Origin of the sequence: Thalassolituus alkanivorans (genome assembly GCF_020447205.1) — a bacterium.
Taxonomy (GTDB): domain Bacteria; phylum Pseudomonadota; class Gammaproteobacteria; order Pseudomonadales; family Oceanobacteraceae; genus Venatoribacter; species Venatoribacter alkanivorans.
The window spans coordinates 62,286-76,473 of the sequence record NZ_JAJAEL010000038.1 but is presented as its reverse complement, the minus strand read 5'-3'; the positions used below and the strand labels follow the sequence as shown (position 1 = coordinate 76,473).

Annotated in this window: 15 protein-coding genes; 8 read left to right on the top strand and 7 right to left on the bottom strand. The window is 54.9% G+C overall.

The window, feature by feature from the left end:
* Positions 1 to 88: 88 nt before the first annotated feature.
* The gene (locus tag LGT44_RS14830) at positions 89 to 736 is read left to right on the top strand and encodes an MBL fold metallo-hydrolase (protein WP_230331175.1); all 648 of its coding nucleotides are present in this window, start codon (positions 89 to 91) and stop codon (positions 734 to 736) included.
* Between the two features lie 75 nt (positions 737 to 811).
* On the opposite strand, the gene LGT44_RS14825 is transcribed toward LGT44_RS14830, so the two are convergent.
* Positions 812 to 1,372 carry a hypothetical protein gene (locus LGT44_RS14825; protein WP_230331176.1) on the bottom strand — a complete coding sequence of 187 codons (561 nt, stop codon included), beginning with the start codon at positions 1,370 to 1,372 and terminating at the stop codon, positions 812 to 814.
* A 272-nt stretch (positions 1,373 to 1,644) separates the two neighbouring features.
* Between LGT44_RS14825 and LGT44_RS14820 the strand changes: the two genes are divergently transcribed.
* A complete protein-coding gene (locus LGT44_RS14820) occupies positions 1,645 to 2,508 on the top strand; it encodes a hypothetical protein (protein ID WP_230331177.1) in 864 nt (287 codons plus the stop codon).
* 162 nt (positions 2,509 to 2,670) lie between these two features.
* Here the strand turns inward: LGT44_RS14820 and rpmE are convergent, their stop codons facing one another.
* A complete protein-coding gene (rpmE, locus tag LGT44_RS14815; protein ID WP_145470828.1) occupies positions 2,671 to 2,880 on the bottom strand; it encodes a 50S ribosomal protein L31 in 210 nt (69 codons plus the stop codon).
* A gap of 142 nt (positions 2,881 to 3,022) precedes the next feature.
* On the opposite strand from rpmE, the gene LGT44_RS14810 reads away from it, so the two are divergent.
* From LGT44_RS14810 to LGT44_RS14790, 5 genes are all read left to right on the top strand, one after another.
* Positions 3,023 to 5,233, top strand: coding sequence for a primosomal protein N' (locus tag LGT44_RS14810; protein WP_230331178.1), 2,211 nt, complete (start codon positions 3,023 to 3,025; stop codon positions 5,231 to 5,233).
* Positions 5,234 to 5,345: 112 nt separating this feature from the next.
* Positions 5,346 to 6,161, top strand: coding sequence for a CZB domain-containing protein (locus LGT44_RS14805; RefSeq protein ID WP_186436030.1), 816 nt, complete (start codon positions 5,346 to 5,348; stop codon positions 6,159 to 6,161).
* Positions 6,162 to 6,183: 22 nt separating this feature from the next.
* Positions 6,184 to 6,696 carry a phosphatidylglycerophosphatase A family protein gene (locus tag LGT44_RS14800; protein WP_225692428.1) on the top strand — a complete coding sequence of 171 codons (513 nt, stop codon included), beginning with the start codon at positions 6,184 to 6,186 and terminating at the stop codon, positions 6,694 to 6,696.
* A 177-nt stretch (positions 6,697 to 6,873) separates the two neighbouring features.
* A complete protein-coding gene (locus LGT44_RS14795; RefSeq protein WP_230331179.1) occupies positions 6,874 to 7,245 on the top strand; it encodes a VOC family protein in 372 nt (123 codons plus the stop codon).
* A gap of 59 nt (positions 7,246 to 7,304) precedes the next feature.
* Positions 7,305 to 7,880 (top strand): YdeI/OmpD-associated family protein, encoded by a 576-nt coding sequence (locus LGT44_RS14790; RefSeq protein WP_230331180.1) that lies wholly within the window; start codon positions 7,305 to 7,307, stop codon positions 7,878 to 7,880.
* A 35-nt stretch (positions 7,881 to 7,915) separates the two neighbouring features.
* Here the strand turns inward: LGT44_RS14790 and nudC are convergent, their stop codons facing one another.
* The 5 genes from nudC to LGT44_RS14765 form a co-directional block, all read right to left on the bottom strand.
* A complete protein-coding gene (gene nudC, locus LGT44_RS14785; RefSeq protein WP_230331181.1) occupies positions 7,916 to 8,752 on the bottom strand; it encodes an NAD(+) diphosphatase in 837 nt (278 codons plus the stop codon).
* 28 nt (positions 8,753 to 8,780) lie between these two features.
* Complete coding sequence (locus LGT44_RS14780; protein WP_225692421.1) at positions 8,781 to 9,548, bottom strand: hypothetical protein; 768 nt, start codon at positions 9,546 to 9,548, stop codon at positions 8,781 to 8,783.
* A 76-nt stretch (positions 9,549 to 9,624) separates the two neighbouring features.
* Positions 9,625 to 10,446: a mechanosensitive ion channel family protein gene (locus tag LGT44_RS14775; protein ID WP_230331182.1), complete on the bottom strand. Its 822-nt coding sequence runs from the start codon at positions 10,444 to 10,446 to the stop codon at positions 9,625 to 9,627.
* The gene (locus LGT44_RS14770; RefSeq protein ID WP_230331183.1) at positions 10,439 to 12,526 is read right to left on the bottom strand and encodes an ATP-binding protein; all 2,088 of its coding nucleotides are present in this window, start codon (positions 12,524 to 12,526) and stop codon (positions 10,439 to 10,441) included. Before LGT44_RS14770 ends, LGT44_RS14775 begins: the two co-directional genes overlap by 8 nt.
* A 65-nt stretch (positions 12,527 to 12,591) precedes the next feature.
* Positions 12,592 to 13,269, bottom strand: coding sequence for a zinc metallopeptidase (locus tag LGT44_RS14765; protein WP_145470798.1), 678 nt, complete (start codon positions 13,267 to 13,269; stop codon positions 12,592 to 12,594).
* 247 nt (positions 13,270 to 13,516) lie between these two features.
* Here LGT44_RS14765 and ribA point away from each other — a divergent pair, with 247 nt between their 5' ends.
* Positions 13,517 to 14,173 carry a GTP cyclohydrolase II gene (gene ribA, locus LGT44_RS14760; protein ID WP_145470796.1) on the top strand — a complete coding sequence of 219 codons (657 nt, stop codon included), beginning with the start codon at positions 13,517 to 13,519 and terminating at the stop codon, positions 14,171 to 14,173.
* Positions 14,174 to 14,188 lie beyond the last annotated feature (15 nt).

Sequence of the window (14,188 nt, the reverse complement as noted above, 5' to 3'; positions counted from 1 at the left end):
TGCACCAGCGGGAGAAGCCTGCGGGCTTCTCCCATCCTTCCTGTTAGGCTACCCTTGCGCCTTTACTGCAAACCTAGAGCCCCTGTTCATGTCGTTATCTGTCGCTATTGTTCCCGTTACCGCCTTCGCCCAGAACTGCTCCATCCTGATGTGTAATGCCACCAAGGCCGCAGCCATTGTCGATCCGGGCGGCGATATTGAACGTATTCTGCAGCAGGTAAATGCCATGGGTGCCAGAGCCGAAAAAATTCTGCTGACCCATGCCCATATCGATCATGCCGGCGGCACCGCCGAGCTGGCACGCCGTCTGAGCCTGCCGATTGAAGGGCCGCACGAAGGCGATCTGTTCTGGATTCAGGGACTGCCACAGCAATCCGCGATGTTTGGCTTTCCGCCGGCTGAGATCTTTACCCCGGACCGCTGGCTTAACGATGGCGATAAAGTACAGGTCGGCGGGGTTGAGCTGGATGTGATTCACTGCCCCGGACACACACCCGGCCATGTGGTGTTTTACAGCGCTGCCGACCAGCTGGCCATTGTCGGTGATGTGATTTTTCAGGGCTCCATCGGCCGCACCGATTTCCCCAAGGGCAACCATGCCGAGCTGGTGTCTTCCATCCGCGACAAATTGTTTCCGCTGGGTGATGACATTACCTTTATTCCCGGTCACGGCCCGGAATCCACCTTTGGCCACGAACGCCGTACCAATCCCTTTGTTTCCGATCACCGCGGCTGATCACCCTGCCCGGTAAACAACGGACATAAAAAAACGGCGTGCAGAGCACGCCGTTTTTTATTCCAGGCAGAGTCATCAGTTAAGCACCGGTACCGGCTCTCCCCTGTCCGGCAGAGGAATTGCCTCAACATTTGGCAGGGCCGAGGTCTGCAGACGCGATAACCGGTTCATCCGCGCCCGGCTCTCAGCCAGTGCTTCATCCATCTGCTCCTCGTAAATATCCAGCCAGGTGCGCGAACCGGGCACCATACGCGCCAGATCACGCATCCCCTGCTTCAGCGCATTCAGGTGCAGCTGATAGCTTTTTTCCTGCTCCAGCATCAACGCCTTAAACGCCGTGGCATTACTGCTGTCGAGAATATTTTTGGTGTCGGTCATGCTCTGTTCATAAGCGATAGCCGCTTCTTTCAGAATGCCAACATCACGCTCCAGCTTGGCAAAACTCTTACTGTCGACATAAGCCACATCCGGCTGCATCAGCTTCACCACCGCGATGGTTACCGCCACAGAAATCGCCACCACCGCCAGTACAGCGATGATCATCAGTACAACCCGGTTAGTGGATACGGTGTCTTCCAGCATTGCCAGACGCTGGGCTTCGCTCAGCTCACCTTCGCCTTCTTCATGTCTTGTCACAAAAAACTCTCTGTATACAAATGGCAGGATAAGTTTAGTAACGGATTGGCTGTAGCGCCAATCAACAAACCGATACACCAACACCACCGGTCTGACAGCGTCATACAACAGTCATCCCGGCGCGGCACAGTCTGCGTTACCACCCGACCACCTCTGACAACATTGGCGCATTCTTCGTTCAGCAAACGCAGATTCGTCGCTTCGCCTGATTGCCGCCATGCGCAGAGCAGCCGAGGATGGTACGCCACATTCATCGCGTGAAGGAGCAGACGATGGCACAGACCAGCAATACACCACCGGAGACCGATCAGGCTGCAGCCAGACAGCTGCTGGGAACCCTTAGCAATCAGGCACAGGACATTGAGGCGGCCTATCAGCATCAACTGCGTCAGACGGCCACCCAGCTACTGCAGCAGCACCAGCCCGCCGAACAGCAGGCACTCTGCCTGTCGCTGAATAAGCTGATTGCCGCCCGCCAGAGTCTGCTTAACGAACCTGTGGCAACCAGCCCGGACGAGGCTGCTGTTGAGGTCTCAGCCCACATCACGGGTGCAGAAAACCTGCCGCCGCAACAACCTCCCCTGATGCGCACGGATTGTTCTGCAGACTCCAGCGCCTCCCTTTGGTCTGCCATTACTGCTCCACGCATGATGCTGCTTGCCTTGCTGTTACTGTGCATCACCGCTGCCAGCCTCACATTCAGCCAGCAGCAACATATCCACAGCCTGCAACAGCAACTCCTGAGCCTGCAGCAAAGTCTGCAATCCAGTCAGCAACAACTGGCGCAGCAGTTAACCGTACAACAGCAGGAACGGGCCGAATGGCGGCATACGCAGCAGGAATACCAACACCAGATCACTGCCGCACAGCAGCAGTTACTGGCTCAGCAGCAACAAGCCAGTGCGCAACAACAGGAGTGGCAGCAACGTCTGGCCAGTGTGGATAAAGCACTGGCGCTGGAACAACGCGAAGGCGATGCCCTGCAGCAGCGGATTAACCGACTTAGCCGGGTATCGGAAGAATTGATTGCCAACCTGTGCGCCGACAGCGCTGCCGTTGGCCCTGCGGTCGGCCTGACGATCTATGCGCAATATATGCAGCGCTGCCAGCAAAGCTGGGAGCTTGCAGCGCAGTGAGAGTGATCGTCGGATGTCGGACGACTGACCTCTGACGGCGGGCATAGCATCAACGCCGGGAGCGTTGATCAACATTGCGCAGCAATGGCCCGCAGGGTGCCCGCCACGGACGGCGGGCATAAAAAAACCCGCACAAGGCGGGTTTTTTCGGTTCGGGCTTTATTACTTCTTGAAAGCACCGAAACGCTTGTTGAAGCGGTCGATACGGCCACCGGTATCAACAACTTTCTGCTTACCAGTGTAGAACGGGTGGCAAGCTGAACACACGTCCAGGTACATAGTACCAGGCTTAGTGGATTTGGTTTTGATCACGTTGCCGCAGGAGCAAGTTGCTTCCAGAGCAGCGTACTCAGGATGAATACCTTCTTTCATGGGACACCTCTTGGGTCTTCACGCCGCCACTTGCGAATCTTCTCTCCACAAGTACCGCGCTACTGGATTACAAAAACTTGCCCTTGCATGGGCAATAAGGACGCGCATAATACCAGAGCCGACCTAAGCAGCAAGTCTTTTCATGTCCTTTTTTGTTGTCGAAATTGCTCTTCCCCTCCCGCTACGCCGCACTTTTGACTACTTGCCGCTGCCCGGAGAAACGCCGGATCACTATCGGCCCGGCCAACGCGTACGGGTGGAATTTGGCCGTCAGCTGCTGCTCGGCATCGTGCTCAGCTGCCGTGATCAGTCGGATGTCCCCAGCAATAAGCTCAAACCACTGCTGGCCCGCCTCGACGACACCCCACTTATTGATGAACACAGCCTGGCGCTGTGCCGCTGGCTGGCCGATTACTATCACCACAGCATGGGCGAAGTGCTGGAGCATATGCTGCCAACCATGCTGCGCCGTGGCTGTGAGCTGAGCGAGGCCGACGAACGGGTCTGGCTGAAAACCGCAGACGAGCCGGCCAAAGCCCTGCGCGGCAGCAAACAACAGGCGCTGTGGCAGTTATTTCAGCAAAGCCCGCAATGGCCACACAGCGAGCTGACCTCTCAGGGATTTACCCTTGCCCAGCTGCGCAGCCTGGCCGACGCCGGACTGATTGAAGAACGCCAGCAGCTGCCACTGCCGCCGGTTATTCAGGAGAATCAGCGTTTTCACAGCCTGAACCCGCAACAGCAGAGTGCACTGAAGGCACTTGAACCGGAGCTGCATCACTTTCGCGCCTGCCTGCTCGAAGGCGTAACCGGCTCGGGCAAAACCGAGGTCTATCTGCGTCTGATCGAGCAGGTACTGGCGGCGGGCAAACAGGCACTGGTACTGGTACCGGAAATCGGTCTGACTCCACAAACCGTACGCCGTTTCCAGGCGCGTTTTAATGTACCCATCGCCATGCTGCATTCCGGCCTGAACGACCGCGAGCGTCTGCAGGGCTGGCGTCAGGTGAGTGAGGGCGGCGCACGCATTCTCATCGGCACCCGTTCGGCGGTATTCACGCCGATGCCCGACCTCGGCCTGATTATTCTCGACGAAGAACACGATGCCTCATTTAAGCAGCAGGATGGCCTGCGCTATTCGGCGCGCGATTTTGCTCTGGTACGGGCGCACAAAGCCAGCGTACCTATTGTGCTCGGTTCGGCCACGCCCTCGCTGGAAACCCTGCACAACGCGCTCAGCGGTAAATACCTGCACCTGAAACTGAGCCAGCGCGCCGGTGATGCCAAAGCACCGGGTATGAAGCTGCACAGCATTCTGCACCAGCCACTGACCGCCGGTTTCGCCCAGCCCGTGCTGAACGCCATGCATAAACATATAAGCGACGGCAAACAGGTGCTGGTGTTTATTAACCGCCGCGGTTTTGCCCCACTGCTGGCCTGTCGTGACTGCGGCTGGATGGCCGAATGCCGGCGCTGCGATGCACGCCTGACCCTGCATCAGTATCCGCCGCATCTGCATTGTCACCACTGCGACTTCCAGCAGGGTATTCCTGCGGTGTGTCCGCAATGTGGCAGTCAGCACGTTGAGGGGATTGGTCAGGGCACCGAGAAAATTCAGGATCAGCTTGCCGTACTGTTCCCGCAGGTGCCGGTGCGCCGGGTCGACCGCGACACCATCCGCAGCAAGCAGGCGTTCGATAATCTGTTCGACGATATTCACAGCGGCGGCCCCTGCATTCTGGTCGGCACGCAGATGCTGGCCAAAGGCCACCACTTTCCCGATGTCACTCTGGTGGTAGTGCTGGACGCCGATGCCGGTTTATTCAGCGCCGACTTCCGCGGCATGGAACACAGCGCGCAGTTAATCTGTCAGGTGGCCGGCCGCGCCGGGCGTGAAGAAGCACCGGGCGAAGTGTGGATTCAGACCCTGTACGCCGAACATCCGCTGCTTAACCTGCTGCTCGACAGCGGCTACCACGCACTGGCACTGTCGCTGCTGCAGGAACGCCAACAACAGCAGCTGCCGCCGTACAGCCATATGGCATTACTGCGCAGCGAATGCGAAGACCGTATGCAGGCGCAGCAACTGTTGCAACAGGCGCGTGCCTTTGTGCAGCAATGGCTGCAAACCCACAGCGGCGCCAGCTGGCAGGCACCGGTTACCCTGCTTGGCCCCTTCCCCGCCATCATGGAACGGCGCAATGGCCGCTTCCGTTTTCAGTTACAGTTTTACGCTGCCGAACGCAGTGTGCTGCACCGTACCGCAGCGGCACTGGTGCATTTTCTTGAGCAGCACAAGGGCTTATCAAAGGTGCGCTGGAATCTGGATATCGACCCCATCGACACTCTCTGAACAGGCAGACAGCAGACTGTCCGGCAGGATAACGAGCGCCATCTATACTTGGTCTTACTTATCAGGATAGCCACTGCACACTGCCAACCTAATGCCCGCGCAAGGACCCGCCATGGAATACCTCAGCTTCCGTCACGCCCGCCAGCACTTTGCCGTTCCCATTGAAAGCGTGCGTTTTATTGCCGCCGAAAGTGCTCTGACGCCCACGCAGGTTGCCACCGGTAAAGGCCAGCAATTCGATATGGTGGAATTTGAAGGCCAGGCCTGCATTATTCTGTCGCTGGCACGTCTGCTCAATCAGCCATCCGAACGCAGCAAAAGCCGTGAACTACTCGAGTTATTGCAGGCCCGTGAGCAGGACCATGTTCTCTGGCTTAACACCTTAAAAGACTGCCTGCAGCATGGCGGCAGCTTTGATCTGGCGCGCGACCCGCACCAATGCAAATTCGGCCAGTGGTACGACAACTTCCGCACCGACGACAGCCAGTTGCAACATGTACTGCGCAGCTTTGACGAACCGCATAAACGTATTCACGCACTCGCTGATCAGCTGCTCACCCTGCGTGATAACGACCAGGCCGAAGAAGCCCTGAACATTCTGAGTCATCAGGGCAGCAGTACGCTGCAACGCCTGCGCGACCTGTTTGCCGAAGCGTCGAACATGGTACGCAGCAGCATCCGCCCGACCGTAATCATGCTGCAGAGCAGTGAACAGCAAACCCTCGGTCTGCGGGTCGATGACGTCGGCGAAGTGTTCAGTTGCAGCGCCGCACAGCTGGAAAAAGAGCAGCAGGACTATATGCCGCCCTTTGCCCGTGGCTGGCTGAAAGGCATCCGCATCGCCGGTAATGAAGTGACCATCATGGAAATTAATCCCGCCCGGCTGCTATCATCCACCGCTATTAAAGAGGGTCAGCTGCTGGCCTGAAACAGGTCAGCCGGAGAACCCTGTGAGTAACTCAGTCAACCAGTCTGCTGTACGCCCCAATCTTAAAAACCCCATTCACCTGCTGGCTTTCGGTTTAGGCTCCGGCCTGGCACCAAAAGCACCCGGCACCTTCGGCACTCTGGCAGCATTACCCGTCTGGTATTTTTTATTACAGGGCATGCCAACGCTGCCGTATCTGGGCATTCTGATTGCCGGTTTTGCCTTAGGCGTCGTGCTGTGCGAAATCACCTCGCGCGACCTCGGCGTACATGACCACGGCGGCATTGTCTGGGACGAATGGATCGGTGTGTGGATAACACTGCTCTGGTTGCCGCACAGCGGCGATGTGCTCACCGACTTTGGCTGGTTGCTGTACGGCTTTGTGCTGTTCCGCTTTTTCGACATCCTCAAACCATGGCCGATTAAATGGCTGGATGCCAAAGTCCATGGCGGTTTCGGCATTATGATTGACGATGTGATTGCCGGAATTTTTGGCTTGCTGGTATTGCAGGGAACGGTACTGGCGCTGGGATAATTCGCCAGCCTGCTGGCACATTAATATGCTGCAAAGCCGTTGCGGCAACACATGTCGCAGGAGCTGGCCATGCCGGCGACTCATTGCTATGTCGGCGAAGTATTGTGATATCAATACTGCTGACGCTTTCTGTCACCAGCCGCCGCTATCCTCGCTGCTTTCTGAAGGAGAACCATAATGAAGATGAATTACTTTGTGTTTGGCACCAACAATATGGAAGCAGCGGTTAAGTTCTATGATGCCCTGTTCGAAAATACGGAAATGCGCCAGACCTTTGCGAGCGAGCGTATGACATTCTGGCAGGGTGAGGATGAAGACGGAGCCTTTGCCGTGGCAATTCCTTTTGATCAAAACACAGCGACCAATGGCAATGGCACAATGCTGGGTTTCAGCCTTGATTCTGAGGATGAAGTTACCCGTCTGTATAACAAAGCCATTGAATTAGGCGGAAGCTGTGAAGGCAAACCCGGCCAGAGAGGGCCGCGTTTCTCGGCTTATGTGCGTGATCTGGATAACAACAAAATAGCCTTTGGTGCAAAAAATATGTAACCACGCTGGCGATGACTGAGAACGCCAGTCGCTGTTCTGACTGAGGAGGCTCCAGCCTTATGCCTGTCCCCGATCCGCAGAAAATCATTGCCTTTGCCACGGCTGAAGAACTTGGCCTGTGGCTCAGGCAGAACCACGCGGTTGAGCGTGAATTGTGGGTGAAGATTTTTAAGAAAAACACAGGTATTCCCAGCGTTGTCTGGGAAGATGTTGTATCAGAAGTTCTGTGCTGGGGCTGGATTGACGGTATCCGCAAATCTCTTGATGAACAGGCTTATCTGCAGCGGATTACGCCAAGAGGCCCGCGCAGTATCTGGTCGAAGAAAAATACTGAACATATAGAACGCTTAATCGCAGAAGGCCGGATGCAGGAACCCGGCCTGATGCACGTACACGCAGCCAAAGCGGATGGCCGTTGGGAAAAAGCCTATTGCGTCAGCGATATGGAAGTTCCCGCCGACTTTCTGCAGGCGCTGGAAAGCAGACCAGAGGCAAAGCAGTTTTTTGCAACGCTGCCCAAATCAAGCCGCACCCTGATAGCTTTCCGTCTGGCGGAAGCAAAAAAGCCCGAAACCCGACAGGCAAGATTTGAAAAATTCCTAACGATGCTGATTAACGGAGAAAAACCACAGTAGTTATCCGCAACAACCATTGCTCCTATCTGCAGTAATCAGCAACTTCCCTCGTCTTCTTTAATCAGCTCCACCGCCGCTTCAATTAATTTACGCGCCACGGTCTGTGGTGCCGGGAGTTGCGGTAGGTTGTCGATATCAAACCAGTCGGCACTTTCCAGTTCAGTGGTGTCGATATTCAGTTCACCACTGTCGTAGTCGCATAAATAGCCGAGCATTAACTGGTGCGGGAATGGCCATGCCTGCGAGACGAGGTAGCGCGGATTTTTAATCTGAACTCCGGCTTCTTCAAATATTTCCCGTGCCAGTGCTTCCTCGGCGGTTTCGCCGGCTTCAATAAAACCGGCAAGACAGGAATACATGGCGGTGCGGTGGCGGTTGGAGTGAGCGAGCAATAATGTCCGTCCTTTGCGCACAACGCCAATCACACACGGGGATATTTTCGGATAAGAACGATAGCTGCATGCCGGGCAAACCAGTGCACGGTCATTCACAATAGGCTTCAGCAGCGTGCCGCAGCGGCTGCAGAAGTTCTGCGTGCTGCGCCAGTAACGTAACTGTGCGGCAGCATTTACCACACGGAAAATATCGTCGCTGGCGGCGAGCAGATAATCGCGCAATGCCACCTCTTCAAACCCCGGCGGAATATCGGCCAGACCAACCACTCGCAGCGACACACCATTAACACTGCCGAGCAATAACTCCAGCCGTGGGTCCTGTTCAACGGAATCGGTTGTCCACGGCATGGCTTGCTCTGCATTGTCCATCACCCCGGGCTTCAGCAGCAGACGCTCGCCAAGAAAATACAGGCTGAGAGTTTGCGGACTGTCTTCGCCTGGCACGATGGCGGGATGGTAAATAAATTCGATGGTCATAACCGTTTTTCCGTCGATCAATCCGGACTTAAAACGCTTGCAGGCAAATCTGCAGGCGATCCCTGTCGTTCATTATGTATTGGTCGTATTCCTGCAGAAAAGGAATATGAGGCAGATCATTCAGTAATACGCCGACACGCTGCTGATGAAATACGTTAGCGTCGCGGTCGTAACCCAGCGGGTTGCCGATTTTAATCGCCAGCAGTTGCAGTGCCATCAGATCCTGCCCCAGCTGGTAGGTTTTATTGGCACTTTCGCAACGGTAATACAAACTGTGTAGCGCGCCATAGCCCAAAGATTCAATCAGGTGTTTGCTCATAGGCAGATAAATATTGTGACGGTGTTCCAGCACATCGATACTGCGCAGCACGTTATTAACGGCATCACTGACGGCAAAGGCATCCTGACCGTCAATGGCAAATAATTGCCGGATAATATCCCGTGCCTGCTGTTCCAGTTCTGCGGTCAGCTCCGCAGCAGGCGGTAACGGGTAATCAAAGCCACGGTTATCGTCCATCGGCACAAAGTCATTCTGGATAATCGCAATGCCCTGTTCGGTAAACGGATAAGCGCGCGCATCATAGGTTTTGGCAACCGGCAGCAACAGGGTTTCTGTCAGAATCAAGCGGTCAAACAAAGCATCGGTGGCGCCACCGGTCTGTTCGCTGTATTGCACTTTGCGTTCGCCATACAAGCTGATGGCATCCTGCAGATGTTTTTCAAAGCCGTCGATACAGCCGCTGAGCAGTACAACACTGGCAATAAGCGGCATTTTAAGCAGAGAGAGAATGTTCATTTTTTTATGTCCCTGGTGAGAATTCCTGAAGGCAGCATCATATCAATTGTTACCTCAGGCCAGAAACACTAAACCACTATAAAGCCTGCAGCGGTTTAGGACGCGCAATATCATGTTGTGCCAGCAGCGCCGTGCCACGCAGAACGATATCCGACTGAAAGGCTTTCTCGTAACGCACATCAAGCACATAGGCTTTTACCCGCAGACGGATGGCAAGCACATGAGCTATTTCAACTTCTTCCAGAGTAAAAGCCACAGGTTTTTTCAGGTAGGCGTAACGGCTGGTCACCACCACTTCTTCGATTAACTTTTGTGCTTCAGCCAGATCGGCGCCGAGGGCCAGATGAAAATCAGTAACCACCATCATGTCCAGCTCACCGGCATTACCGGAGGCGACAACATCGGTAATAAAACGCGAGTTGGGAATAGTGACCAGATTATCGTCCAGTGTCACCAGCCGCACGGTACGCAGACCAATAGAAACAATCTCGCCATAGGTATCGCCAAAGCTGACGCGGTCACCAACACGGAACGGGCGGTCAAACAGCAGCAGAATACCGGCCACCAGCGATGCAGCAATATCTTTTAAGGCAAAACCCAGTGCAACAGCCACGGAACCGGCGGCGGCAAACAGCAGCTCTTTCGGCGGTTGCAGCACGGCAATAAATAAGCCAACGGTACCGAAGATATACAGCGCAAACGTCAGCAGCGTGGAAATCTGCAGAATTAAAAAACGCCGGGCGGGAATTTTTCCCATCAACCGCTGGCTGAGGTTATTTAATCCCTGAGCGCCACCCCACAGCGCAAAGCCACCGATAATCAGCCAGAAAATCGCATATAGATTAAAAATACCGGCGATGCTGAGCAGGCCATCGACCAGACCGTTGGTTTCATTCATTCAGCATATTCATCCTGTTCAGTGTGCTCACCACGGTGTGATACCAAAGCGCGGTAATGCCGTAGCGACCATCATTGCCTTTTTCAATCATACCGGCTTCCAGCCCGGTTTTAAGAGCAAAGCGTACAATGTTTTCTGCGGTATTGGTTACCCGTACCAGTTCCGCCGTAGTCAGATTGCCGTGGGTTACAATGGCCGCAAAAATAAACAGCATGCGCGGCCCGGATTTTTCAAAGCCGGTGCTGGCAGGCAAACGTGGAATGCTGGCTGTAGCCACACCACGCTGGGTACTGACCGACTCTTTCCATAGCATCAGCGCCGTGACCGGAATACCGTGACAGGCATCCCACAGCAGGCTGAAATAACGTTGCTCGGCATTGCGCAATGCGCCGGCAACCGGCGAGCGCGGATCAATCAGCACATCATCGTATTGCAGGCGATAACCGCTCTTCTGGTTGCGCGACAAAATCAGCGAACGGATTTCTGCCTGCGTCCAGCGTTTTACCCGGATCACATTACGCATCTGATAATCACGGCCAAACACATTACACAGATAAGCCCAGCTCTGATTATTAATAACAATCAGCCAGTAGATATTCTGTACACGGGTATTGGTAAGGCTGAGCAGTGTGCGCCAGCCATCCAGGCAACCTACGTCGGCAAGGAATGAGTTTTCAGCATTATTGAGAATAATCAGCGTTGGTTGCAGCTGTTCATCCTGGGCTGCCAGCGCTGCCGGGCCGGCACTTAAATCTATTTCCAGCGCGTCACCTATCAGGCGATAAATGTCGGCGGCATTCGTGGTTTTTGCCGGCACGTCCAGCTGCCGTATCTGTACCTCCCTGTTTTCATTCTGCAGGGCATTGGCAAAACGTTTGGCCGCCGATTTTTTACCGATTCCCGGCTCGCCGGTAATCAGCATAACGTTATCGTCGCTGCGTTCGGCGTCCCAGGCATCAAAATTCTTGCGGATAGCAGCACTGAGACCGGTATCGATAATCGGATAATCCCAGTCATTGCCGGCATTAAACCAGCGCAGATAATTGTCGTCGGTACATTCACCCTGATCATCTTCTTCGCCGTTATCAGCCACCGTATTTTTCATACGGAACCAGCGTGCATTCAGCTTCTGATACCAGGTAAATTCCACCAGCAACTGGGCAATAAATGCCTGCAGGAACAGCAGCAGATTAAAAGGAATCCACAGCGGCAGAATCAGATTCATAAAGCGCCCATGACCGGCTTTTTCAATCAGAGGGTCCATCTGTTCGGGCAACAGACGCTTAAGATTCTGTATTAATTCTTCGCGGTAAAAATGCAGCAGGTAGCTGATAACCACCCAGCTGAACAGCCAGACAAAACCACCCACCATTTGACTGATCATCGAACGGTGAAACAGATAATCGGCAAGCGCAATCAGCGCCCAGGGCAACAACAACCAGGAAGTCGATGAACGGGCACGCTGCTCCAGCAGCGCGGTGCTGTCGGCATTTAAATAACTGCCAGCGCCCTGACAAACACTGAACAGAAACCACTCCGAAGCCAGTTTCAGCAACACATACAGAATATAAACCTGCATCAGCAGAGGCAGTGCGCCTCCGACTCCGGCGGTTTCTTGCTGCATAGGCGGCAGCAACGTGCTGAGCCATAGCAGCAGCACCCAGGGCAGCAGTGGTGTAATACCACTGATAAACCGGGTAATCGCACGCAGTCCCTGATGATGAATACCGCCACCAATCAGACGGTTATGCAGTGCCGCTAAAATACTGGCAGTCCAGCTGGCAAATAGTTTGGCCAGCCAGCGCAGGGGAAAAACCAGCAGCAGCGGTGCACCGCTGTTCATAATTACCTGTGTGCGCTGACCTTCGGGAATGCCATGCAGCAGACTGTCCCAGGCGCTGACAACATTATTTAAGGTGGTGTGCAATTGCTGCCATTCTGCACGCAGCATCATTGCCAATCCGGGCCAGTCGATTCCGGGTAAAGCCGCATGAGCGGCAGGCGCCAGCAACAGTACTGCCAGAAACGGTGCCAGCAGTAACAGGAAATAACGGCGGCTGGAATATTGAGACAGGTTCATCCTTCACTCACTACGGTGTCCATGCGTGCACGTTAACAGGCCCTAAACGAAAAGGCAGCACAATATCAGCGCCGCAGCAGGCGCAGCCAGCGACCAATATTCAGCAGGCTGACCAGCGAAGCGGCAACATAGGTTAAAGCCGCTGCCGTCAGAATGCTGTGCGCGGCTTTCATATCGCGCTCGTCCAGATACTCTCCTTCGCGCAACAATGGCAGCGCTTTACCGAAGCTGGCATCCCACTCCACCGGTAAAGTAACAATATGCACCAGAGTGCCGATCAGCATGGCTCCAACCGCCACAACCAGGGCAAAACGCGAGGCAACAGGGGCAACCACCGCCAGAAACGGCGCCAGCAGCAGCGCCAATGGAGCGATACGCTGCATCCAGTAGGCCAGCACGGCAAAGCCGGTGCGGCTCTGAAACAGGGTTTCTTTACGCGCATGCTGCAGTGCATGGCCGACTTCGTGGGCCGCGACCACTACCGCGGTGAGACTTTTGCCGTCCAGTTTATCGCTGGTCAGACGTACCGTTTTGCTGCGTGGATCATAGTGATCCCCCTGATCGGTGGCTTCCACCTGCACATCATTCAGCTCCAGTTTGGCCAGCAGGTGACGCGCCATATCGCCACCGTTACCCGGATAATCATTGCGCGGAGCACTGTGCTTTTTCAGCACATGCTGCACCCATACGCCGGGTAAAATAAGAATCGCGAGTACTAACAAGGCCAACAGCAGCCAGATCATTGGGTCGGTTTCCTGTATTCATTGTTCGCTGAGAAAAAAATAACGCCGCCAGCGACGTTCTGATGGTGCAATTCTACTGCACTTTTCCCTGTATTCCGCCTGCTCCCGGGGGCATTGATGCACAATCGCCACGGCAACAACAAAGCCACAGTGGATAACAAGCCGCCGGTCTTTGGCGACATCGCATTAGGCAGGGCAGTGTCAGACTGTTAGAATACGCGCCCTGTTTTACCCAGGAGTACTCCCATTGAGTATCACATTCATTGCTTCGTCCAAATTACCGACACCGTTCGGTGTCTTCACCATGCATGGCTTTGAAGACAGCAGCAACGGCAAAGAGCACGTAGCTCTGTCCATGGGCGATATCGCCAATGGCGAGCCGGTACTGGCACGGGCACATTCTGAATGTCTGACCGGCGATGCGCTGTTCAGTATGCGCTGTGACTGTGGCTACCAGCTGGAAGAAGCGCTGCGCGCTGTGGCCGAAGCCGGCCGTGGTGTGGTGTTGTACCTGCGTCAGGAAGGCCGTGGCATTGGCCTGCTGAATAAGATCCGTGCCTATAACCTGCAGGATCAGGGAGCAGACACCGTTGAAGCCAACGAACAGCTGGGCTTTGGCGCCGATATGCGTGACTACAGTATGTGCCGGCCAATGCTCGATCACCTGGGAATTCACGCTATCCGTCTGATGACCAATAACCCCCGCAAGGTAAAAGCACTGAGCGAAGCCGGGGTTGATGTGGTTGAGCGGGTATCGTTACAGGTGGGACGCAACCCGCATAACGATGGCTATCTGAACACCAAAGCCAGCAAGCTGGGACATTATCTGCCGCAATCGGCGGCCGGTATTGTCACTCATCAGGATGATGATATTCCGGGCAGCAGCGACGACACTGAGAAGTAAGCGACGGCCTGTTGC

What these genes read in the sequence shown, in the direction of transcription:
- LGT44_RS14770 (WP_230331183.1), bottom strand. Translation starts at nt 12,526, where the DNA reads ATGAACCTGTCTCAATATTCCAGCCGCCGTTATTTCCTGTTACTGCTG.
- rpmE (WP_145470828.1), bottom strand. Translation starts at nt 2,880, where the DNA reads ATGAAAGAAGGTATTCATCCTGAGTACGCTGCTCTGGAAGCAACTTGC.
- LGT44_RS14795 (WP_230331179.1), top strand. Translation starts at nt 6,874, where the DNA reads ATGAAGATGAATTACTTTGTGTTTGGCACCAACAATATGGAAGCAGCG.
- LGT44_RS14820 (WP_230331177.1), top strand. Translation starts at nt 1,645, where the DNA reads ATGGCACAGACCAGCAATACACCACCGGAGACCGATCAGGCTGCAGCC.
- LGT44_RS14790 (WP_230331180.1), top strand. Translation starts at nt 7,305, where the DNA reads ATGCCTGTCCCCGATCCGCAGAAAATCATTGCCTTTGCCACGGCTGAA.
- LGT44_RS14810 (WP_230331178.1), top strand. Translation starts at nt 3,023, where the DNA reads ATGTCCTTTTTTGTTGTCGAAATTGCTCTTCCCCTCCCGCTACGCCGC.
- LGT44_RS14830 (WP_230331175.1), top strand. Translation starts at nt 89, where the DNA reads ATGTCGTTATCTGTCGCTATTGTTCCCGTTACCGCCTTCGCCCAGAAC.
- LGT44_RS14765 (WP_145470798.1), bottom strand. Translation starts at nt 13,269, where the DNA reads ATGATCTGGCTGCTGTTGGCCTTGTTAGTACTCGCGATTCTTATTTTA.
- LGT44_RS14775 (WP_230331182.1), bottom strand. Translation starts at nt 10,446, where the DNA reads ATGAATGAAACCAACGGTCTGGTCGATGGCCTGCTCAGCATCGCCGGT.
- LGT44_RS14805 (WP_186436030.1), top strand. Translation starts at nt 5,346, where the DNA reads ATGGAATACCTCAGCTTCCGTCACGCCCGCCAGCACTTTGCCGTTCCC.
- nudC (WP_230331181.1), bottom strand. Translation starts at nt 8,752, where the DNA reads ATGACCATCGAATTTATTTACCATCCCGCCATCGTGCCAGGCGAAGAC.
- LGT44_RS14780 (WP_225692421.1), bottom strand. Translation starts at nt 9,548, where the DNA reads ATGAACATTCTCTCTCTGCTTAAAATGCCGCTTATTGCCAGTGTTGTA.